17 protein-coding genes are annotated in these 21,238 nt (G+C 62.7%); 13 read left to right on the forward strand and 4 right to left on the reverse strand.

Annotated elements, in window-relative coordinates; all coding sequences use genetic code 11:
- Positions 1–52: 52 nt before the first annotated feature.
- Complete coding sequence (locus IAE38_RS15075) at positions 53–2,596, reverse strand: DNA translocase FtsK (protein ID WP_442968298.1); 2,544 nt, start codon at positions 2,594–2,596, stop codon at positions 53–55.
- Between the two features lie 318 nt (positions 2,597–2,914).
- Between IAE38_RS15075 and aat the strand changes: the two genes are divergently transcribed.
- From aat to infA, 3 genes are all read left to right on the forward strand, one after another.
- On the forward strand, positions 2,915–3,595 hold the full coding sequence (gene aat / locus IAE38_RS15080; protein WP_060482940.1) for a leucyl/phenylalanyl-tRNA--protein transferase: 681 nt from the start codon (positions 2,915–2,917) through the stop codon (positions 3,593–3,595).
- A 56-nt stretch (positions 3,596–3,651) separates the two neighbouring features.
- A complete protein-coding gene (locus tag IAE38_RS15085; RefSeq protein WP_028632343.1) occupies positions 3,652–4,359 on the forward strand; it encodes an arginyltransferase in 708 nt (235 codons plus the stop codon).
- Between the two features lie 101 nt (positions 4,360–4,460).
- Positions 4,461–4,679: a translation initiation factor IF-1 gene (infA, locus tag IAE38_RS15090; RefSeq protein ID WP_002553999.1), complete on the forward strand. Its 219-nt coding sequence runs from the start codon at positions 4,461–4,463 to the stop codon at positions 4,677–4,679.
- Between the two features lie 80 nt (positions 4,680–4,759).
- On the opposite strand, the gene clpA is transcribed toward infA, so the two are convergent.
- Both clpA and clpS read right to left on the reverse strand, forming a co-directional pair.
- Positions 4,760–7,030: an ATP-dependent Clp protease ATP-binding subunit ClpA gene (clpA, locus tag IAE38_RS15095; RefSeq protein WP_028632342.1), complete on the reverse strand. Its 2,271-nt coding sequence runs from the start codon at positions 7,028–7,030 to the stop codon at positions 4,760–4,762.
- A 30-nt stretch (positions 7,031–7,060) separates the two neighbouring features.
- Positions 7,061–7,423, reverse strand: coding sequence for an ATP-dependent Clp protease adapter ClpS (gene clpS / locus IAE38_RS15100; protein ID WP_023534830.1), 363 nt, complete (start codon positions 7,421–7,423; stop codon positions 7,061–7,063).
- 229 nt (positions 7,424–7,652) lie between these two features.
- Between clpS and cspD the strand changes: the two genes are divergently transcribed.
- Positions 7,653–7,907, forward strand: a complete 255-nt coding sequence (gene cspD / locus IAE38_RS15105; protein WP_028632341.1) for a cold shock domain-containing protein CspD — start codon at positions 7,653–7,655, stop codon at positions 7,905–7,907.
- A 71-nt stretch (positions 7,908–7,978) separates the two neighbouring features.
- On the opposite strand, the gene icd is transcribed toward cspD, so the two are convergent.
- Entirely contained in the window at positions 7,979–9,235 is a 1,257-nt protein-coding gene (icd, locus tag IAE38_RS15110) for an NADP-dependent isocitrate dehydrogenase (RefSeq protein ID WP_028632340.1), read from the reverse strand.
- Positions 9,236–9,697: 462 nt separating this feature from the next.
- Between icd and IAE38_RS15115 the strand changes: the two genes are divergently transcribed.
- The 9 genes from IAE38_RS15115 to IAE38_RS15155 all read left to right on the forward strand — a co-directional run bounded on the left by IAE38_RS15115 (position 9,698) and on the right by IAE38_RS15155 (position 21,219).
- Positions 9,698–11,923 carry an NADP-dependent isocitrate dehydrogenase gene (locus IAE38_RS15115; protein ID WP_201218165.1) on the forward strand — a complete coding sequence of 742 codons (2,226 nt, stop codon included), beginning with the start codon at positions 9,698–9,700 and terminating at the stop codon, positions 11,921–11,923.
- A gap of 147 nt (positions 11,924–12,070) precedes the next feature.
- Positions 12,071–12,511, forward strand: a complete 441-nt coding sequence (locus tag IAE38_RS15120) for an NUDIX hydrolase (RefSeq protein ID WP_028632338.1) — start codon at positions 12,071–12,073, stop codon at positions 12,509–12,511.
- Between the two features lie 59 nt (positions 12,512–12,570).
- The gene (mnmA, locus tag IAE38_RS15125; RefSeq protein WP_028632337.1) at positions 12,571–13,695 is read left to right on the forward strand and encodes a tRNA 2-thiouridine(34) synthase MnmA; all 1,125 of its coding nucleotides are present in this window, start codon (positions 12,571–12,573) and stop codon (positions 13,693–13,695) included.
- The gene (gene hflD / locus IAE38_RS15130; RefSeq protein WP_201218166.1) at positions 13,692–14,309 is read left to right on the forward strand and encodes a high frequency lysogenization protein HflD; all 618 of its coding nucleotides are present in this window, start codon (positions 13,692–13,694) and stop codon (positions 14,307–14,309) included. Before mnmA ends, hflD begins: the two co-directional genes overlap by 4 nt.
- Before the next feature lie 246 nt (positions 14,310–14,555).
- Entirely contained in the window at positions 14,556–15,926 is a 1,371-nt protein-coding gene (gene purB, locus IAE38_RS15135) for an adenylosuccinate lyase (protein ID WP_028632335.1), read from the forward strand.
- A gap of 81 nt (positions 15,927–16,007) precedes the next feature.
- Complete coding sequence (locus IAE38_RS15140) at positions 16,008–17,174, forward strand: ribosomal protein uL16 3-hydroxylase (protein WP_060482933.1); 1,167 nt, start codon at positions 16,008–16,010, stop codon at positions 17,172–17,174.
- Positions 17,167–17,595, forward strand: a complete 429-nt coding sequence (locus IAE38_RS15145; protein WP_028632333.1) for a GNAT family N-acetyltransferase — start codon at positions 17,167–17,169, stop codon at positions 17,593–17,595. The genes IAE38_RS15140 and IAE38_RS15145 overlap by 8 nt, the downstream gene beginning before the upstream one ends.
- Positions 17,596–17,785: 190 nt before the next feature.
- Entirely contained in the window at positions 17,786–19,759 is a 1,974-nt protein-coding gene (locus tag IAE38_RS15150) for a DNA topoisomerase III (RefSeq protein ID WP_201218167.1), read from the forward strand.
- Between the two features lie 83 nt (positions 19,760–19,842).
- On the forward strand, positions 19,843–21,219 hold the full coding sequence (locus IAE38_RS15155; RefSeq protein ID WP_201218168.1) for a glutamine synthetase family protein: 1,377 nt from the start codon (positions 19,843–19,845) through the stop codon (positions 21,217–21,219).
- Positions 21,220–21,238 lie beyond the last annotated feature (19 nt).

Consider the following 21,238-nt stretch of genomic DNA (forward strand, 5'->3'; position numbering starts at 1 on the left):
CATTGAGCGTTAATAGGCCGGCCGCCATGGTTGGCGACCGGCAGGGTGATCATCAGTCGCGCGGGCCGCCTGGGGCAATCACTTCGCGCGAGCCGTTGCTGTTCATGGGGGTGACCACACCGGCCATCTCCATGGCTTCGATCATGCGGGCAGCGCGGTTGTAGCCGATCTTGAGCTTGCGCTGCACGGCCGAGATGGACGCACGACGGCTCTCGAGCACGAACTGTACGGCTTCATCGTACAAGGCGTCGCTTTCGGAATCATCGCCATCACCACCGCCGCCACCGCCTTCGAAGCCGCTGCCGGCTTCCTCGACACCGTTGAGGATGTCGTCGTTATAGTCCGGGGCGCCGCGCTGCTTCCACGCTTCCACCACGCGGTGCACTTCATCGTCGGACACGAACGCGCCGTGTACGCGGATAGGCAGGCTGGTACCGGGCGGCATGTACAGCATGTCACCATGGCCCAGCAACTGCTCGGCACCGCCCTGGTCGATGATGGTACGCGAGTCGATCTTGCTCGATACCTGGAAGGCCATGCGGGTCGGGATGTTGGCCTTGATCAGGCCGGTGATCACGTCCACCGACGGGCGCTGGGTAGCGAGAATCAGGTGGATACCCGCCGCACGTGCCTTTTGCGCGATCCGGGCGATCAGCTCTTCGACCTTCTTGCCGACGATCATCATCATGTCGGCAAACTCGTCCACCACCACCACGATGGTGGGCAGGGTTTTCAGTGCTGGCGGCTCGTCCTCCATGCTTTCGCGACGGTACAGCGGGTCGTGAATGATTTCACCCGCTTCCTGGGCGTCCTTCACCTTGCGGTTGAAGCCCGCCAGGTTACGCACGCCCATGGCCGCCATCAGCTTGTAGCGGCGTTCCATTTCGGCCACGCTCCAGCGCAGCGCATTGGCGGCGTCCTTCATGTCGGTGACCACCGGGCACAGCAGGTGCGGGATGCCTTCGTAGATGGACAGCTCGAGCATTTTCGGGTCGATCATGATCAGCCGCGCGTCTTCCGGGCTGGACTTGAACAGGATCGACAGAATCATGGCGTTCACACCCACCGACTTACCGGAGCCGGTGGTACCGGCCACCAGCAGGTGGGGCATCTTGGCGAGGTCGGTGATCACCGGTTTGCCACCGATGTCATGGCCCAGCGCCAGCGTCACTGGGGACTTCTGGTCATCGTACTGCGGCGTGGCCAGCACCTCAGAGAAGCGCACCATCTGCCGGTTTTCGTTGGGGATCTCGATACCGACGGTGGTCTTGCCCGGGATCACTTCCACTACGCGCACGCTGGTCACGGCCAGCGAGCGCGCCAGGTCCTTGGCGAGGTTGGCGATACGGCTGACCTTCACACCGGCCGCAGGCTGGATTTCATAGCGGGTGATCACGGGGCCCGGATGGATGGAATCCACCGTCACTTCGACGCCGAACTCCTTGAGTTTGATCTCCAGCAACTGACCTACGCCCGCCAACGATTCAGGCGAATACTCGATCTTTTTCTGTTCGGCCGGGTCCAGGATGGAAATGGACGGCAAGGTGCCCTCCACGGCGCTGTCGATGAACAGTGGCGTTTGCTTCTCTTTCATCACCCGCTTGCTGGGCTCGGGCGCCTTGGCGGCGGAAGGCGGCACGATCGTTGGCATGGCTGCCTGCGGGCGCGGTACCACGGGCTCGCGCTCCACCACCGGTTCGCGGGCCAATACAGGTTCACGCCCCAGGGTAGGCTCACGCGGCTCTGCTGCCTGGGCAGGGGCTTCTTCGCGCTTGAACAGGCGCTCGCGCAACGGTGTTTTGGCCGGTTCGCGTTTTTCCGGCGTAACGGGCGCGGCCTTGGCCGCAGGCACCACCGGTTCATCATCGCGCAGTTGCGCCTCCAGGCGCTTGCGCTCGTTGCGCGCCTCCCACCAGCGCGACGCGGCGCCTTGCACCAGTTCCAGCAGGTCGAGGGTGATCTTGCCGGTAAGGTCCATCACCTTGAACCACGACAGGTCTGTGAATACGGTCAGGCCGAACAGGAACAGGGCGATGAACATCAGGGTGCTGCCCTGCACGTTCAAGAAGTTGCGGGCCAGCTCGCCGAGGCTTTCGCCCAACGCCCCGCCAGCCGAGAACGGCATGCTGGCCGGGGGGTGGAAATGAATGTGCGCCAGGGCCGCGCCCGACAGCACCAGGAACACCAGGCCGATCAGCCGCCAGGAGAACAGCCAGCCGCTCCAGTCCCAGGGCTGGTGACGCTGACGGAAGATCTGCCAGGTCTTGAGTGCCAGCAGCAGCGGGAAGATGTAGGCGAAATAGCCGAGCACCATGAACAGGATGTCGGCGAAGTACGCCCCGGCACGCCCGGCGGCATTCTGCACCTGGTCGACCGTGGCCGTGTGGCTGAAAGCCGGGTCCGAGGTGTCGTAGGTGAGCAGCGCCATCCACAGGTACAGGCACAGGGCGCCGACAGCGATCAACGCGCCTTCCTTCAGGCGATAGTGCAGCTGCTGCCGCCACAGGGGCACAGGCAAGGGAGCTGGGGTTGCGGTGGATTTCTTCAAAACGCGTCTATTCCTGCGCGTGGTGCGCGTCCAGTAGTCAACGGCCAGGCCTGGGCCAACGGATCACTACTTTTAACATTACTGCCCGCCAGCCGCCATGGCGCTTAGCCATAAGGGGTCTGACCGGGGGCGACTTTCCAATAGCTGCAATTTGAGCACGCATTGCCTTCTGTGACAAAGGCTTATGCTGTGTTTTTGCACAGGTGTGACAGCAAATGTGGCAGATGGTGCCGACGCTTTCATGAATGCGTGGGAATTTGCCTATTCGGTCGTAAGGCGCCGCCGCACATCAGCACCCTCGGCATTGACCCTGGCAAGTACCCGCGCCATGCTGCCCCTCTCCCCTCCCCCACCGTTAGGCAGACCATGCTGACCTGGCTCACCCGCGACGCCCTCACCTTCCCGCCACTGGAAAAGGCCCTGCAAGAACCCAACGGCCTGCTGGCCGCCGGCGGCGACCTGAGCCCCGAGCGCCTGGTGCAGGCGTATCGGCATGGCTGCTTTCCGTGGTACCAGGACGGCCAGCCGATCATGTGGTGGTCGCCCGACCCACGCACGGTGCTGCTGCCCGGCCAGCTACATGTCTCGCGCTCCTTGGCCAAGCTGATGCGCCAGGGCCGCTACCAGGTCAGCTTCGACACGGACTTTGCCGGCGTGATCGCGGCCTGCGCCGCGCCGCGCAGCTACGCCGACGGCACCTGGATCACTGACAGCATGTGCGCTGCCTATTGCGAACTGCATCGCCGCGGCATCGCTCACTCGGTGGAGGTACGCCAGGATGGCGAGCTGGTGGGTGGCCTGTATGGCCTGGCCATGGGCCAGCTGTTTTTCGGGGAGTCGATGTTCAGCCACGCCGACAACGCCTCCAAGGTAGGCTTTGTAACCCTGGTTAATCACTTGCGCGAGGCCGGCTTCGTGCTGGTCGACTGCCAGATGCCCACCAACCACCTGCACAGCCTGGGCGCGCACGCCATCAGCCGCGCCGAGTTCGCCCGCTACCTCGACCGCCACCTGGACCAACCCAACAGTGCCAGCTGGGTCGCCTAGGCGAGTTTCTACAGCTGGCTTACACTTAAGGCAACGTCTCACCGAGGGGGTTGATCATGACAGAGCTGGCGCGGTTGAAGTTTTATGCCACTCAACCCCACTCCTGCAGCTACCTGCCAGACGAGCAGGCCACCACCCTGTTTCTGGACCCCAGCCAGCCGATGGACGTGCACGTGTACGCCGATCTGTCGGAAATGGGCTTCCGTCGCAGTGGCGATCACCTGTATCGCCCCCATTGCCAGAACTGCAATGCCTGCGTGCCGGCACGCATCCCGGCTGCACGCTTCGCCCCCAGCCGCCAGCAGCGGCGCATTCTCAAGCGCAATACCGACATGACGGTCACGGCAGCACGCCCCGCCTTCAAAGAAGAATATTTCGAGCTGTACCGGCGCTACATCGAGGCCCGGCATGCCGACGGCGACATGTACCCACCCAGCCGTGACCAGTTTTCCACCTTTCTGGTACGTGACCTGCCGTTTTGCTGGTTTTACGAGTTCCGCGCCGGCGGGCGCCTGCTGGCGGTAGCAGTGTGCGACCTGCTGCCCAACGGGCTGTCTGCCGTCTATACCTTTTACGAGCCCGACGAAGAGCGACGCAGCCTGGGCCGCTTCGCCATTTTGTGGCAGATCGGCGAGGCGTTGCGCCAGGGCCTGGAGGCGGTTTACCTGGGCTACTGGATCAAGAACTGCAAGAAGATGAACTACAAGACGCAGTACCGGCCCATCGAATTGCTGATAAACCAGCGCTGGGTCACCCTCAATTGAAAGCATTGGCTTGAAACACAGTTTTCCGGCATAATCCACGCCACTTTTTTGCCCGGTGCGGTTATGCGTCGGGCCAACACTGGATCCGAGGGCTCAACTGCATGTCGAAAGAAGACAGCTTCGAAATGGAAGGTACTGTCGTCGACACCCTGCCCAACACCATGTTCCGCGTGGAGTTGGAAAACGGGCACGTCGTAACCGCGCACATCTCCGGAAAGATGCGCAAAAACTACATCCGTATTCTCACTGGCGACAAGGTTCGCGTCGAGCTGACGCCATACGACCTGAGCAAGGGCCGCATCACCTACCGTGCGCGCTAAGCTCCAGCCATGAAAAAGCCCGGCCATGTGCCGGGCTTTTTTTTGGGCGACAGAGGGGCCGCAAGGCGACCCCCACACCCTCACGCCACCTCGGCGGTAGTCTCGAAGTCGAACACCAGCTCGCCGTCGCGCAAGTCGACATGCACCACACCGCCATGCTCGGCCAGCTCCCCGAACAGGATCTCCTCGGCCAGCGGCCGCTTGATCTTGTCCTGGATCAACCGCGCCATCGGCCGTGCGCCCATCTGCACGTCGTAGCCCGATACCGCCAGCCAGCCGCGCGCGGCATCGCTGACTTCCAACAGCACGCGCTTGTCCTCCAGCTGCGCCTGCAGCTCGATAAGGAACTTGTCGACGATGCTCTTGATGGTTTCGGTGCTCAGGCGGCCAAACTGGATGATGGTGTCAAGGCGGTTGCGGAACTCCGGCGTGAAGCTTTTGCGGATGACCTCCATGGCATCGGACGCATGGTCCTGATGAGTGAAGCCGATCGAGGCCCGCGCTGCCGTTTCTGCCCCGGCGTTGGTGGTCATGATCAGGATCACGTTACGGAAGTCCGCCTTGCGCCCGTTGTTGTCGGTGAGGGTACCGTGGTCCATCACCTGCAACAGCAGGTTGAAGACTTCCGGGTGGGCCTTCTCGATTTCGTCGAGCAGCAACACGCAGTGAGGTTGCTTGGTGATGGCTTCGGTCAGCAGACCGCCCTGGTCGAAGCCCACATACCCGGGTGGCGCACCGATCAGGCGGGACACGGTGTGGCGCTCCATGTATTCCGACATGTCGAAGCGTACAAGCTCCACACCCAGGGCCTTGGCCAACTGCCGTGCCGCCTCGGTCTTGCCCACGCCGGTAGGGCCGGCGAACAGGAACGAACCGACAGGTTTGTCGGGCGATTTGAGCCCGGCGCGAGACAGCTTGATCGCGGTAGCCAACGAGTCGATGGCAGCATCCTGGCCAAACACGGTCAGCTTCAGGTCACGCTCCAGGTTACGCAGCAGTTCCTTGTCGGAGCTGGTGACATGCTTTGGCGGAATGCGCGCGATCTTGGCAACGATGTCTTCAACCTGCGGCACATCGATACGCTTCACACGGTTGGCTTCTGGCTGCAGGCGCTGGTAAGCACCCGCTTCGTCGATCACGTCAATGGCCTTGTCAGGCATGTGGCGATCGTTGATGTACCGCGAAGCGAGTTCCGCAGCGGCGCGCAGCGCCTCATCGCTGTACTCGATGTTGTGGTGGCTCTCGAAGCGGCCTTTCAGGCCACGCAGGATGCCCACGGTGTCTTCCACCGACGGCTCGCTCACATCCACCTTCTGGAAGCGGCGGGCCAGGGCCCGGTCTTTCTCGAAGATGCCGCGGAATTCCTGGAACGTGGTAGAGCCGATGCAACGGATTTCACCCGACGACAGCAGCGGCTTGAGCAGGTTGGAGGCATCCATCACCCCGCCCGACGCCGCACCGGCACCGATGATGGTGTGAATCTCGTCGATGAACAGAATGGCCTGCGGGCGTTTGCGCAGCTCGCCAAGCAGCGCCTTGAAGCGCTTCTCGAAATCGCCGCGGTACTTGGTACCGGCCAACAACGCGCCAAGGTCCAGGGAGTAGACCACGCTTTGGGCCAGCAGGTCGGGCACCTGGCCATCAACGATGCGCTTGGCCAGGCCTTCGGCGATGGCGGTTTTGCCCACCCCCGCCTCACCCACCAGCAGCGGGTTGTTCTTGCGGCGACGCGCCAGAATCTGCGCCACGCGCTCCACTTCCTGTTCGCGGCCCACCAGCGGGTCGATGCGCCCGGCACGGGCCAGCTCGTTCAGGTTGCTGGCGTAGGCATCCAGCGGGTTGCTGGAGGATGTGGTTTCGCCGCCGTCCTCGTCCTGCATTTCCTGGTCGCTCTCGGAATGCGGGCCGTGGCCAGGCACCTTGGAGATGCCATGGGCGATAAAGTTGACCACGTCGATACGGGCCACGCTCTGCTGCTTGAGCAGAAACACCGCCTGGCTTTCCTGTTCACTGAAAATGGCCACCAGCACATTGGCACCGGTGACTTCGCGCTTGCCGGAGCTTTGCACGTGGAACACGGCACGCTGCAGCACCCGCTGGAAGCCCAGGGTGGGCTGGGTTTCACGGTCTTCATCGCTGACCGGGATCAGCGGCGTGGTTGAATCGATGAACTCTTGCAGGTCGTGCTTGAGCTTGTCGAGATTGGCGCCACAGGCGCGCAGAACGGTCGCGGCAGCCTCATTGTCAAGGAGTGCCAGCAGCAGATGTTCGACGGTCATGAACTCATGACGCTTCGAACGGGCCTCCTTGAAGGCAAGATTGAGGGTGACTTCGAGCTCGCGGTTTAACATAGCTTCACCTCATACCCAAGTGGTCGGCGATTAACCGTCCTTCTCGATTTCACAGAGTAGCGGATGCTGGCTTTCCCTGGCGTATTGGTTGACCTGCATGGCCTTTGTTTCGGCGATGTCGCGGGTAAACAATCCGCACACTGCCCGCCCCTCGGTATGGACGGTCAGCATGATCTTGGTCGCCAGCTCGCGGTTCAGATTAAAGAACGTTTCGAGCACTTCGACGACGAAATCCATCGGCGTGTAGTCATCGTTGAATAAAACCACCTTGTACATCGGTGGGGCCTGCAGGATCGGCTTGGCTTCCTGAACCGCCAGACCAGCGCCATCGTCCTCGTTGGATTGAGGGCGATCCTGATTGAATGTTAGTCGAATCTGGCTGTGTGCATGCATGGAAAGAATTTCATCACATCGACAGGATAAGGTTATGGGTTGACCCTGCAGCAGGCCGTTGGTGCAGCCGCCGCATGACCTTGACTATCGGCAAAACGGTGTTACAACCAATAAGAACCCACCGTGGTCAATAAAGATCCGCGCAGTCAACCCGATTTTTTCGCAGGTTCGTATGCGGATGACGTGGATGATACTCCAGTGATGGAGTCCTTTGCAGAGGGACATAGGGATGGCAAGCGGTAAAGTCAAGTGGTTCAACAATGCCAAGGGCTATGGGTTCGTCCTTGAAGATGGCAAGGATGAAGACCTTTTCGCCCACTTTTCAGCCATCCAGATGGACGGATACAAAACCCTGAAGGCCGGGCAGGCCGTGACGTTCGATATCATCCAGGGGCCCAAGGGGCTACATGCGGTGAACATCACGAGCGCTGTCACCCAGGCCCAGGCTAGCACGGCTGCAGCCAGCAACACCGCCGACGCCTGACAGGGCTCGGCGCCTTTGCTTGCCAGTAACCGGCCGCTTGCCTGCAAGGCGGCGGCCGGTTCGCCGTGCCATTACATGTGCTTGATCATTGCCTCGCCAAAGCCTGAGCTGCCCACCAGGGTGGCGCCATCCATCAGCCTTTCGAAATCATAGGTCACCGTCTTGGCGGCGATGGCCCCGTTGGTGCCCTTGATGATCAGGTCGGCTGCTTCGGTCCAGCCCATGTGCCTGAGCATCATTTCTGCAGACAGAATCACCGACCCCGGGTTGACCTTGTCCTGCCCCGCATATTTGGGCGCCGTGCCGTGGGTGGCCTCGAACATGGCGACCGTATCGGACAGGTTGGCGCCTGGCGCGATGCCGATACCCCCGACCTCGGCGGCCAACGCATCGGACAGGTAGTCACCGTTGAGGTTGAGGGTGGCGATCACATCGTATTCGGCCGGGCGCAGCAGGATCTGCTGCAGCATGGCATCGGCGATGGCGTCCTTGACAATGACCTCGCGGCCGGACTTCGGGTTCTTGAAGCGCATCCACGGGCCGCCATCGAGCAGTTCGGCGCCGAACTCGTCACGCGCCACCTCGTAGCCCCAGTCTTTGAAGGCGCCCTCGGTGAACTTCATGATGTTACCCTTGTGCACCAACGTCAGCGATTCGCGGTCGTTGTCCACCACGTATTGCAAGGCCTTGCGCACCAGGCGCTTAGTGCCCTCGCGCGACACCGGCTTGATGCCGATGCCGCAGTCCTGGTCGAAGCGGATCTTGGTGACCCCCATCTCTTCTTTCAGGAACTTGATCACCTTGTCGGCTTCAGGGGAGCCCGCTTTCCATTCGATGCCGGCATAGATGTCCTCGGAGTTCTCGCGGAAGATCACCATGTCCACGTCACCCGGCTTCTTGACCGGGCTGGGCACGCCCTGGAACCACAGTACCGGGCGCAGGCAGACGTACAGGTCAAGCTGCTGGCGCAGCGCCACGTTCAGCGAACGGATGCCACCCCCCACCGGCGTGGTCAACGGCCCCTTGATGGACACCACGTAGTCGCGCACAGCATCCAGGGTTTCCTGGGGCAGCCAGGTGTCCTGGTCATAGACCTGCGTGGCCTTCTCGCCGGCGTACACCTCCATCCAGGCGATCTTGCGCTTGCCTCCGTAGGCCTTGTGCACCGCGGCATCGACCACCTTGATCATGACCGGCGAAACATCGATGCCGATGCCGTCCCCTTCGATGTAGGGGATGATGGGGTTGTCAGGCACATTGAGCGAATGGTCGGCATTGACGGTGATCTTGGCGCCATCGGCTGGCACCTTGATTTTCTGGTATCCCATGCTTGCACTACTCCGCGGTCGGGTGTGGGTTGGACATCATGCGATCCACACAGCCTAATCCAGCTTTCACACCCTGCAAGTTAGAAGCAGCAAGTTACAAAATGCCGAGCCTCGGCCGCCCCCCGCCAGCTGCGACAACCGGCCACATTGCCGCTACGTCTTTCGTCTTATAAATGGGCTGATATCACCTGGCCTTGCTGATTAGTCCGATTGGTTTGATATACTGCCCCGCGACCGTAGGGTCATCGGGGCGATCCCTTGGAAAAATGCGGACCGCCCTTGGCCATCGAAGGCCACGAAGCCCGGGTTGTTACCGCAGCTCGGCACTTGACGCTCGACTGATGCATCCACCATCACCGCTCGCAGCCTCTCGACTTTCCGCTCATGGCGCTGCCAGGGCGATGCGCCTACCCTGCGCAGCACGAGACTCGAGCACGCTCAGCACACAGAGAGTTAACCCGCATGCCCACCCGTTCCAAGATCATCTATACCTTCACCGACGAAGCCCCCGCCCTCGCCACCTACTCGCTGCTGCCGATCATCGAAGCCTTCACCGCTTGCGCTGACATCGCCGTCGAAACCCGCGATATCTCCCTGGCCGGTCGCATCCTCGCCGCCTTCCCGGAGCAACTGGGCGCAGAGAAGCAAGTAGGCGATCACCTGGCGGAACTGGGCCAGCTGGCTACCACCCCTGAAGCCAACATCATCAAGCTGCCGAACATCAGCGCCTCGGTACCGCAGCTCAAGGCCGCGATCAAGGAACTGCAAGCCAAGGGCTATAACATCCCTGACTACGCTGACGAGCCGGCCACCGCGCAAGAGAAAGAGTCCCGCGCCCGCTACGACCGCATCAAGGGTTCGGCAGTAAACCCGGTACTGCGCGAAGGCAACTCCGACCGCCGCGCCCCGCTGTCGGTCAAGAACTACGCACGCAAGCACCCGCACAAGATGGGCGCCTGGGCTGCCGACTCCAAGTCGCACGTGGCTCACATGACCCAAGGCGACTTCTACGGCAGCGAAAAGGCCGCCCTGATCGAAGCTGACGACAGCCTGCGTATCGAGCTGGTCGGCAAGGATGGCACCACCACCGTCCTGAAAGAAAAAACCGCCGTCAAGGCAGCTGAAGTCATCGACTGCGCCACCATGAGCCGCAAGGCCCTGAAAGCCTTCATCGCCGAGCAGATCGCCGATGCCAAGGCGTCTGGCGTGCTGCTGTCGGTGCACCTGAAAGCCACCATGATGAAGGTGTCCGACCCGATCATGTTCGGCGTGATCGTCGAAGAGTTCTACAACGATGTGCTGGCCAAGCATGCCGCAGCGCTGGCCGAAGTCGGCTTCAACGCCAACAACGGCATCGGCGACCTGTACGCCCGCATCAAGGACCTGCCAGCCGACAAGCAGGCCGAGATCGAAGCCGACATCCAGGCCCTGTATGCCCAGCGGCCGGCCCTGGCCATGGTCAACTCCGACAAGGGCATCACCAACCTGCACGTGCCAAGCGACGTGATCGTCGACGCCTCGATGCCGGCCATGATCCGTGACTCGGGCAAGATGTGGAACACCGCAGGTGAGCTGCAGGACGCCAAGGCCATCATCCCGGACCGCTGCTACGCCGGCATCTACCAGGCCACCATCGAAGACTGCAAGGCCAACGGCGCCTTCGACCCGACCACCATGGGCAGCGTACCGAACGTTGGCCTGATGGCGCAGAAAGCCGAAGAGTACGGCTCCCACGACAAGACCTTCCAGATCCAGGCCGACGGCGTGGTACGGGTGGTCGACAGCAAGGGCACCGTGGTGCTGGAGCAGAACGTCGAAGCCGGTGACATCTTCCGTATGTGCCAGGTGAAAGACGCGCCGATCCAGGACTGGGTCAAGCTGGCCGTCAATCGTGCCCGCCTCAGCAACACCCCTGCGGTGTTCTGGCTGGACCCGGCCCGCGCCCACGACGGCGTCATGATCGAGAAGGTGCAGAAGTACCTGAAAGACCACGACACGTCCGGCCTGGACATCCGCATCCTGGCCCCGGTAGAGGCCATCAAGTTCTCCCTGGCCCGCATCCGCGAAGGCAAGGACACCATCTCGGTGACCGGCAACGTGCTGCGCGACTACCTCACCGACCTGTTCCCGATCATGGAACTGGGCACCAGCGCCAAGATGCTGTCCATTGTCCCGCTGATGAGCGGCGGTGGCCTGTTCGAAACCGGCGCTGGCGGCTCGGCACCCAAGCACGTACAGCAACTGGTGGAAGAGAACTTCCTGCGCTGGGACTCGCTGGGTGAATTCCTGGCCCTGGCCGCATCGCTGGAGCACCTGGGCAACACCTACGACAACCCACGTGCAAAAGTGCTGGCCAGCACCCTGGACCAGGCCACTGGCAAGTTCCTCGACACCAACAAGTCGCCTTCGCGCAAGGTCGGCGGTATCGACAACCGTGGCAGCCACTTCTACCTGACCCTGTACTGGGCCCAGGCACTGGCCGCACAGAACGACGACGCCGCCTTGCAGGCTCGCTTCGCGCCACTGGCCAAGGCCCTGGGTGATAACGAAGAGGCCATCGTTGCCGAACTGAATGCGGTCCAAGGCAAGCCAGTCGACATCGGTGGCTACTACGCCCCGGATGCCGAACTGACCGCCAAGGTGATGCGCCCGAGCCAGACCCTGAACAGCGCTATTGCAGCCCTGTAAGCTTGGCTTGAAGTAACAGCAAAAACCCCGGCCACGCACCGGGTTTTTTTTAAGCTGCAAGCTTGAAGCTGCAAGCTACAAGTAAAAGCAGTCCGCGCACGCCTTGGCTTGCAGCTTGCAGCTTGCAGCTCCTAAGGAGTATTGATCGTGTCCTGGCAACCCCATATCACCGTCGCCACCGTCATTGAGCAAGACGGCAAATTTCTTTTTGTCGAGGAGTTCAAGGCCGGCAAAGCCGTATTCAACCAACCTGCTGGCCACCTGGAACCTGATGAAAGCTTGGCCCAGGCCGCCTTGCGCGAAACCCTGGAAGAAACCGCCTGGGAGGTCGAGTTAACCGGCCTTGTGGGTATCTACCTGTACACCGCACCCAGCAACGGCGTGACCTACCAGCGCATCTGCTTTGCCGCACGCCCCGTGCGCCATCATGCCGATCTGGCCCTGGACAGCGACATTACCCGTGCGCTGTGGCTGACCCGCGCCGAGCTGCTGGCCGACCCGGCGCGCTGGCGCAGCGAACTGGTACCGCGCTGCCTGGACGACTACCTGGCCGGCCCCTTGCACAGCCTTGCCCTGCTGCGCGACTGACGCGCCGCTGCGGGTTTGATAGAATCGGCGTTTTTCCCCCTTGATACACACCGGTAACCATGACCAGCCCAGTACTTAAAGACCCCGCCAAGACCCGCGTCATCGTCGGCATGTCCGGCGGCGTGGACTCTTCCGTCTCCGCCCTTCTGCTCATCGAGCAGGGCTACCAGGTGGAAGGGCTGTTCATGAAAAACTGGGAAGAGGACGATGGCACCGAATACTGCACCGCCCGCGAAGACCTGGCAGACGCCCAGGCCGTGTGCGACCGCATTGGCATAAAGCTGCACACGGCCAACTTCGCCGCCGAGTACTGGGACCATGTGTTCGAGCACTTCCTGGAAGAGTACAAGGCTGGCCGCACGCCCAACCCCGACATCCTCTGCAACCGGGAAATCAAGTTCAAGGCGTTCCTCGATTACGCCCTGTCGCTGGGTGCCGACCTGATCGCCACCGGCCACTACGTACGCCGCCGCGACACCGGCGCTGTCACCGAGCTGCTCAAGGGCCTGGACCCGAACAAGGACCAGAGCTACTTCCTGCATGCCGTGGGCGGCAAGGAAATCGCCCGCACCCTGTTCCCGGTGGGTGAGCTGGAAAAGCCCGAGGTGCGTGCCATTGCCGAGAAACATGGCCTGGCCACCGCCAAGAAGAAAGACTCCACGGGCATCTGCTTCATTGGCGAGCGCCGCTTCAGCGACTTCCTCAAGCAGTACCTGCCGGCGCAACCGGGCGACATCGAAACCACGGACGGTGAAGTGATTGGCCGCCACCACGGCCTGATGTACCACACCATCGGCCAGCGCCAGGGCCTGGGTATCGGCGGCCTGAAAGACGCCGGTGACGAGCCGTGGTACGTGCTGCACAAAGACCTGGAGCGCAACGTGCTGGTGGTCGGCCAAGGCAACGAACACCCCTGGCTGTTCTCCCGTGCCCTGCTCGCCTCGGAGATTTTCTGGGTCAACCCGGTTGACCTCAGCGGCCCACGCAACCTCACCGCCAAGGTGCGCTACCGCCAGAGCGACCAGCCCTGCACGTTGGAGCGCACCGCCAGTGGCTACCGCGCTGTGTTCGACGAGCCGCAACGGGCCGTTACCCCTGGCCAGTCGGTGGTGTTCTACGACGGCGAGGTGTGCCTGGGTGGTGGCGTCATCGAAACCGCAGAGCCCTGGAGCCCGCGCTCATGACCAACCTGCAGGAGCAACTGGTAGCGCTGGGCGGGGTGTTCCAGGCTGCGGTGCTGGTCGACCGCATTGCCCGTACCGGCCAGGCCAGCGAGGCCAACATCGGCTGCATGCTGGGCAGCCTGCTGGTGCGTGACCCCAAGGACACCCTGGAGGTGTTCGGTGGCGACGACCTCAACCTGCGCGACGGCTACCGTGCACTGGTAGGCGCCCTGGAGCGCGATCCCAGCAGCCTGCAGCGCGAACCCCTGCGTTATGCCCTGTCGATGCTGGGCCTGGAGCGCCAGCTGAACAAGCGCGGTGACTTGTTGGACACCATCGGCAACCGCTTGCCGCAAATTCAGTCCCAGGCCGACCATTTCGGCCTGGCTCATGAAAACGTCATCGCTTCCAGTGGAGCCTTGTACCAGGACACGCTCAGCACCTTGCGCCAACGTATTCAGGTGCACGGCGACATGCGTTTCCTGCAGCAGGCCAGCAACGCCTCGAAAATCCGCGCCCTGCTGCTGGCCGGCATCCGCGCCGCCCGCCTGTGGCGCCAGCTGGGCGGCCACCGCTGGCAACTGGTCTTCAGCCGCCGCAAACTGCTCAACGAACTTTACGACATGCTCAGGTAGCTTCAAGCGGTAAGCTGCAAGCTGCAAGTAGAAGCAGTTCGCCTTTAGCTTGTAGCTTGTAGCTTGTAGCTTGTAGCTTGTAGCTTACCGCTTGCGGCTTGCGGCTTGCGGCTTGCGGCTTTTAGCTTGCAGCTTGCAGCTTGCAGCTTGCAGCTTGCAGCTTGCAGCTTGCAGCTTCGTGGATTGTGGCTGCCTTTTAATGTATGATATGCGCCCTCCAAAAGCCTGACTGTCCGAGAACACCCCATGCAGCTTTCTTCGCTCACTGCGGTTTCCCCTGTTGACGGCCGTTACGCCGGCAAAACCCAGGCCTTGCGCCCCATCTTCAGCGAATTCGGCCTGATCCGTTTCCGCGCCCTGGTCGAAGTGCGCTGGTTGCAGCGCCTGGCGGCCCACCCTCAAATCGGCGAAGTGCCGGCGTTCTCGGCCGAGGCCAACGCCGTGCTCGACAGCCTGGCCACCGATTTCAAGCTTGAACACGCCGAGCGCGTCAAGGAAATCGAGCGCACCACCAACCACGACGTCAAGGCCATCGAGTACCTGCTCAAGGAGCAGGCTGCCCAGTTGCCAGAACTGGCCAAAGTCAGCGAGTTCATCCACTTCGCCTGCACCAGCGAGGACATCAACAACCTGTCCCACGCCCTGATGCTGCGCGCTGGCCGTGATGACGTGCTGCTGCCGCTGATGCGCCAGATCGCCGAGGCCATCCGTGCCCTGGCCCATGCCCACGCCGAGGTGCCGATGCTGTCGCGCACCCACGGCCAGCCAGCCTCGCCAACCACCCTCGGCAAGGAACTGGCCAACGTCGTGTACCGCCTGGAGCGCCAGATCGCCCAAGTGGCTGCCGTGCCGCTGCTGGGCAAGATCAACGGTGCCGTGGGCAACTACAACGCCCACCTGTCGGCCTACTCGCAGGTCGACTGGGAGCAGAACGCCCGCGCCTTCATCGAAGACGAGCTGGGCCTGCAGTTCAACCCCTACACCACGCAAATCGAGCCGCACGACTACATCGCCGAGCTGTTCGATGCCATTGCCCGCTTCAACACCATCCTCATCGACTTCGACCGGGATGTGTGGGGCTACATTTCGCTGGGTTACTTCAAGCAAAAGACCGTGGCTGGCGAAATCGGCTCATCGACCATGCCGCACAAGGTCAACCCGATCGACTTCGAGAACTCCGAAGGCAACCTGGGCATCGCCAACGCGCTGTTCCAGCACCTGGCCAGCAAGCTGCCGATCTCGCGCTGGCAGCGCGACCTCACCGACTCCACCGTGCTGCGCAACCTGGGCGTGGGTTTTGCCCACAGCGTCATCGCCTACGAAGCCAGCCTGAAAGGCATCGGCAAGCTGGAAGTGAACGAAGCCCGCATCGCGGCCGACCTCGACGCCTGCTGGGAAGTGCTCGCCGAGCCGATCCAGACCGTCATGCGTCGCTTCAACATCGAGAACCCCTACGAGAAGCTCAAGGAGCTGACCCGTGGCAAGGGCATCACCCCTGATGCACTGCTGACCTTCATCGACGGCCTGGACATGCCAGCCGACGCCAAGGCCGAGCTCAAGCAGCTGACCCCCGCGACCTACATCGGTAACGCGGCAGCCCAGGCCAAGCGCGTCTAAAGCAACCGTCGCGCCCAACGCCCGGCCTGGCCGGGCGTTTTTATTCCCGTAAAAAAATTACGATTTTTCAATAGGTTGAACATGAATCCTGATACTCCACTGCAGCTGCTGGGCGGCATTTCTGCCCGTGAATTCATGCGCGACTACTGGCAGAAGAAGCCGCTGCTGGTGCGCCAGGCGTTCCCCGATTTCATCAGCCCGATCGACCCCGACGAACTCGCGGGCCTGGCGCTGGAGGAAGAAGTGGAGTCGCGGATCGTGCTGGAGCACGGCGCCCACCCCTGGGAACTGCGTCGCGGCCCGTTCAACGAAGACACCTTCGCCGAGCTGCCAGAAAAAGACTGGACCCTGCTGGTTCAGGCGGTGGACCAGTTTGTGCCGGAAGTGGCCGAGCTGCTGGAAAACTTCCGTTTTCTGCCCAGCTGGCGCATCGATGACGTGATGATCAGCTTCGCGGCCCCAGGCGGCAGCGTTGGCCCGCACTTCGACAACTATGACGTGTTCCTGCTGCAAGGCCATGGCCAGCGCAACTGGAAAGTGGGCCAGATGTGCAGCAGCGACAGCGCGCTGCTGGAGCACAGCGACCTGCGCATCCTGGCCGAATTCGAGCAGAGCGGGGAGTGGACCCTTGAGCCCGGTGACATGCTCTACCTGCCACCGCGCCTGGCCCACTATGGCGTGGCGGTGGACGACTGCCTAACCTACTCTGTCGGCTTCCGTGCCCCAAGCGCCGCCGAAGTGCTGACCCACTTCACCGACTTCCTCGGCCAGTTCCTGCCGGACGAAGAGCGCTACAGCGACGCTGACGCGCAGCCCGCCAGCGACCCTCACCAGATCCAGCACGATGCCCTCGACCGCCTCAAGGCGCTGCTCGAGAAGCATATGGGTGACAAGGACCTGCTGCTGACCTGGTTCGGCCAGTTCATGACCGAGCCGCGCTACCCCGAGCAAATCGTCGGCGAAGAGCTGTCGGAAGAAGAACTGATCGATGCCCTTGAGCAGGGTGCGATCCTGATCCGTAACCCGAGCGCGCGCATGGCCTGGTCGGAGTTCGAACAAGACCTGTTGCTGTTCGCCAGCGGTCGCAGCTGCCCGCTGCCTGGCAAGTTGCGCGAATTGCTGAAGCTGGTGTGCGCAGCCGATGCCCTGCACATCGACAACCTCGGCCAATGGCTGCAGGATGAAGACGCACTGATGCTGGTGCAGCAACTGGTTAAGCAAGGAAGCCTGGGATTCGCCAATGAATAAAATTCGTGTGCGCCTCGCCGATTGGCACAAGGACAACGCCGACATCCGCCGCATCCGTGAAGCGGTGTTCATCGCCGAGCAACACGTGCCGCCTGAACTTGAATGGGACTCCGATGACCCGACGGCGGTGCACTTCCTGGCCGTTGAAGGTGACTATGCGATCGGTACGGCCAGGCTGCTGTCTGACGGCACCATCGGCCGTGTGTCGGTGCTCAAGGACTGGCGGGGCTTGAAGGTGGGCGATGCCTTGATGAATGCGGTAATCGCCGAAGCGCAGCACCGTGATCTGAAAACGCAGCGCCTGAGTGCCCAGGTGCATGCCACACCGTTTTACGAACGGCTGGGCTTTCGCGTGGTGAGTGAGGAGTTCCTGGAGGCGGGTATTCCGCACGTGGACATGTTGCGCGACGCCCAAGGCTGACACGCAGGGCCGCCCTGCGGCCCTGTCACGCGGTGCGCTCGCGCCTACCAAGGGGTATCGAGCGAGCGCATACCGCGTTGACCGCACACAAACCTTCACAAAAACCTGTACATCCATCCAGATAAAACTTGCCTCCCGGCGCCTGCTTGCGCATCCTAGTGCCCATCTACCTGATGAAGCGTCTGCGGCCATGCGCCTGTTCCTCTGTGAAAAGCCCTCCCAGGCAAAAGACATCGCCAAGGTGCTCGGCGCCCATCGCAAGGCCGACGGCTGCTGGCAGGGTACCGACGTCTGTGTAACCTGGTGCATCGGCCACCTGCTGGAAACCGCCCCGCCAGACAGCTACGACGAGCGCTACAAGCGCTGGAACCTCGCCGACCTGCCGATCATCCCCGCGCAGTGGAAGATGCAGGTCAAACCCAAAACGGCCAGCCAGTTCAAGGCGGTCAAGCGCCTGCTGGGCGAAGCCCGCGAGCTCGTCATCGCCACCGATGCGGACCGCGAAGGCGAAATGATCGCCCGCGAGCTGGTCGAGCATTGCCGTTACCGAGGCCCGGTACAGCGGTTGTGGCTGTCGGCCCTGGACGATGCGTCCATTCGCAAGGCCCTGGCCCGCCTGCTCCCCGGCCACGAAACCTTCAACCTGTACCATTCGGCCCTGGGCCGCTCCCGCGCCGACTGGCTGATCGGCATGAACATGAGCCGGCTGTTCACGCTGCTGGGCCGGCAATCGGGCTATCAGGGGGTGCTGCCAGTGGGCCGGGTACAAACCCCTACCCTGCGCCTGGTGGTCGACCGCGACCGCAACATCGCCAATTTCGTGCCTGTCCCCTTCTGGGCTATCGATGTGCAACTGGCCCATGCCGGCCAGGCCTTCAACGCCCAGTGGCGGGCACCGGACGACACCTGCGACGAGCAGGGCCGCTGCCTGAACCAGGCACTGGCGCAACAGGCCGCAGTAGACATCGGCAATGCCGGGGTCGCACACGCCACCCGGGTGAGCACAGAGCGGGTGCGCGAAGCCGCCCCCCTGCCCTTTGATCTCGGCACGTTGCAGGAGCTGTGCTCGAAAAAATTCGGCCTGGGTGCCCAGGAAACCCTGGACATCGCCCAGGCCCTGTACGAAACACACAAACTGATCACCTACCCACGCAGCGACTGCGGCTACCTGCCGCTCAGCCAGCACAGTGAGGCGCCTGGCATTCTGGCTGCACTGCAGCGGGCCGATGCCAGCCTGGCACCGCTGCAGCCACACCTGGAGCCCCAGCGCCGCTCCCGGGCCTGGAACGACGCCAAGGTCAGCGCGCACCACGGCATAATCCCCACGGCTGCCGCCAGCGACCCGGCGCGGCTACCGGCCAAGCACAAGGCTGTGTATACCCTGATCCGCGCCCGCTACCTGGCGCAGTTTCTGCCAAACCACGAATACGACCGCACCCAGGCCGACTTCGATTGCGCCGGCCACGCCCTGCGGGCTGTCGGCAAACAGATTGTCGAGCCGGGCTGGCGACGCGCCCTGCCCGAAGCCCTCACACCGGCCAAGGGCCGTGAAGCCGCCCCGCCTCAGGTACTGCCGGCGCTGAGCCAGGGCCAGGGCTGCGCCGTACAGGCGGTGCAATTGAAGGACCTGTGGACCCAGCCACCCAAGCCGTTCACCGAGGGTGATCTGATCAAGGCCATGAAGAACGTGGCCAAACTGGTGGACGACCCGCGGCTGAAACAGAAGCTGAAAGAAACCACCGGCATCGGCACCGAGGCCACCCGCGCCAGTATCATCCAGGGCTTGCTCGACCGCGGCTACCTGGTCAAGAACGGCAAGGCGCTGTCTGCCACCCCTGCGGCGTTCAGCCTGATCGATGCAGTGCCCCGCGCCATCGCCGACCCAGGCACTACCGCTATCTGGGAGCAGGCATTGGACATGGTGCAAAGCGGCGAAATGAGCCTGGACGAATTCGTCACCCGCCAGTCGGCCTGGATGGGCAAGCTGGTAGAACGCTGCAGCGGCTTGCGCATGACCATCAGCGGGCCCGCAGCCGGCGCAGCCCCGCCGTGGAAAAAGAAGCGCAGAAGCGGCGGCAAAACCAAGGCTGCTGCAGGCAAAGCGGCAACCGGTAAGGCCGCAGGGGGTAAAGCGAGGGTAACCCGCAGAAAGGCCAGCACCTGACCCAGGCCAAGGGTGCAGCACGCGGGCCTGGCACCGGGTAGGGCTTCTGCTAGATTGGATTGAAACAATCTTGGATACGTTTCATGAGCTCAGGCTTGGACAGCACGGCCAACACCGCCACCGACTTCCCCGACCTGCCCAGCGAAGTGCGCGCGTTCAGGGCGCACTACCCTGAGGTACGCTATGTCGATCTGCTGTGCCTCGACATCCCTGGCCACTTCTACGGCAAGCGCTACCCCATCGACATGCTGGAAAAGGTTGCTGCAGGCAGCCCCCTGAAGCTGCCACAAAATGCCGTGCTGCTAGGGGCACAGGGCGGCTTGTTCCCCATCGGTGACTACTGTTTCAGCGATGGCGACCCGGATGCCGTGCGCCGGCTGATACCCGGCACACTCAAGCCGGTGACCTGGGAGCAGCAAGCGCTGGGGCAGATGCTGATCACCACCGACGGCACCCCCGCGCCCATCGAGTTCGAACCCCGCGAAGTACTGGCCAGGGTGCTGCAACGCCTGGCGCGGCGCGGTATCCACCCGGTAGTCGCATTCGAATTGGAGTTCTACCTGTTCGACCGCGCACTGAAAGACGGCTTGCCGCAGTGCCCCCGCGACAGCCTGACAGGCGATGCGGATAACCAGCCGAACATGCACATGGAGCGGCTGTCGCGCTTTGGCGACGTGCTGCGCGACATGGTCGACACCGCCAACCTGCAAGGCGTGGACGCCAACGTGATCAGCGCGGAACTGGGCCCCGGCCAGTTCGAGATCAACTTTGGCCACTGCGATGATGGCCTGCGTGCGGCAGACTGGGCCGCACTGTTCTGCCGCAGCACCCGTGGCGTCGCGCTCAAACACGGCTACCGCGCCTCGTTCATGAGTAAACCCTACCTGCAGGCACCTGGCAGCGGCATGCATGTGCACGTCAGCCTGTACGATGCAGCGGGCAGCAACCTGCTGGCAGCGGGCGGCCAGCGCCCGCTTCGCCACGCTGTGGCCGGCTGCCTGGCACTGCTGCCCCATTGCATGCCGATATTTGCTGCCAACCACAACGCCTTCCGCCGCTACGGCGCCATGGTCAATGCGGCCAGCCGCGCCAGTTGGGGCTTCGAAGACCGCGACGCATGCATCCGCATCCCGGAGTCAGACCCGGCCAATTTACGCATCGAACACCGGCTTGCCGGTGCCGATGCCAACCCCTACCTGGTCCTGGCGGCCATCCTGTGCGGCATGGAACAAGGGCTGGATGCCAGGCAGGAACCGATCGCCCCGCTGAATGAGGACCGCAGCAGCGGCATCGATTTCCCCACGGACATGCTCAGCGCCGTGGCCGCCATGCGGCACCACCCGGCGGCCAAACAAGGCCTGGGGGAGGAGTTCGTGATGGTGTACTGCGAAAACAAGCGCCAGGATCACCTGGCGTTCATGCAAGAGGTGAGCGCCCGGGAATACCGCTGGTTCCTGTGACGAGGCCAGCAAACGGCAT

It is taken from the genome of Pseudomonas sp. S32 (assembly GCF_016648095.1).
Lineage (GTDB): Bacteria > Pseudomonadota > Gammaproteobacteria > Pseudomonadales > Pseudomonadaceae > Aquipseudomonas > Aquipseudomonas parafulva.

What these genes read in the sequence shown, in the direction of transcription:
- clpA (WP_028632342.1), bottom strand. Translation starts at nt 7,030, where the DNA reads ATGTTAAACCGCGAGCTCGAAGTCACCCTCAATCTTGCCTTCAAGGAG.
- icd (WP_028632340.1), bottom strand. Translation starts at nt 9,235, where the DNA reads ATGGGATACCAGAAAATCAAGGTGCCAGCCGATGGCGCCAAGATCACC.
- aat (WP_060482940.1), top strand. Translation starts at nt 2,915, where the DNA reads ATGCTGACCTGGCTCACCCGCGACGCCCTCACCTTCCCGCCACTGGAA.
- cspD (WP_028632341.1), top strand. Translation starts at nt 7,653, where the DNA reads ATGGCAAGCGGTAAAGTCAAGTGGTTCAACAATGCCAAGGGCTATGGG.
- hflD (WP_201218166.1), top strand. Translation starts at nt 13,692, where the DNA reads ATGACCAACCTGCAGGAGCAACTGGTAGCGCTGGGCGGGGTGTTCCAG.
- IAE38_RS15150 (WP_201218167.1), top strand. Translation starts at nt 17,786, where the DNA reads ATGCGCCTGTTCCTCTGTGAAAAGCCCTCCCAGGCAAAAGACATCGCC.
- infA (WP_002553999.1), top strand. Translation starts at nt 4,461, where the DNA reads ATGTCGAAAGAAGACAGCTTCGAAATGGAAGGTACTGTCGTCGACACC.
- purB (WP_028632335.1), top strand. Translation starts at nt 14,556, where the DNA reads ATGCAGCTTTCTTCGCTCACTGCGGTTTCCCCTGTTGACGGCCGTTAC.
- IAE38_RS15145 (WP_028632333.1), top strand. Translation starts at nt 17,167, where the DNA reads ATGAATAAAATTCGTGTGCGCCTCGCCGATTGGCACAAGGACAACGCC.
- mnmA (WP_028632337.1), top strand. Translation starts at nt 12,571, where the DNA reads ATGACCAGCCCAGTACTTAAAGACCCCGCCAAGACCCGCGTCATCGTC.
- IAE38_RS15155 (WP_201218168.1), top strand. Translation starts at nt 19,843, where the DNA reads ATGAGCTCAGGCTTGGACAGCACGGCCAACACCGCCACCGACTTCCCC.
- IAE38_RS15115 (WP_201218165.1), top strand. Translation starts at nt 9,698, where the DNA reads ATGCCCACCCGTTCCAAGATCATCTATACCTTCACCGACGAAGCCCCC.
- IAE38_RS15140 (WP_060482933.1), top strand. Translation starts at nt 16,008, where the DNA reads ATGAATCCTGATACTCCACTGCAGCTGCTGGGCGGCATTTCTGCCCGT.
- clpS (WP_023534830.1), bottom strand. Translation starts at nt 7,423, where the DNA reads ATGCATGCACACAGCCAGATTCGACTAACATTCAATCAGGATCGCCCT.
- IAE38_RS15085 (WP_028632343.1), top strand. Translation starts at nt 3,652, where the DNA reads ATGACAGAGCTGGCGCGGTTGAAGTTTTATGCCACTCAACCCCACTCC.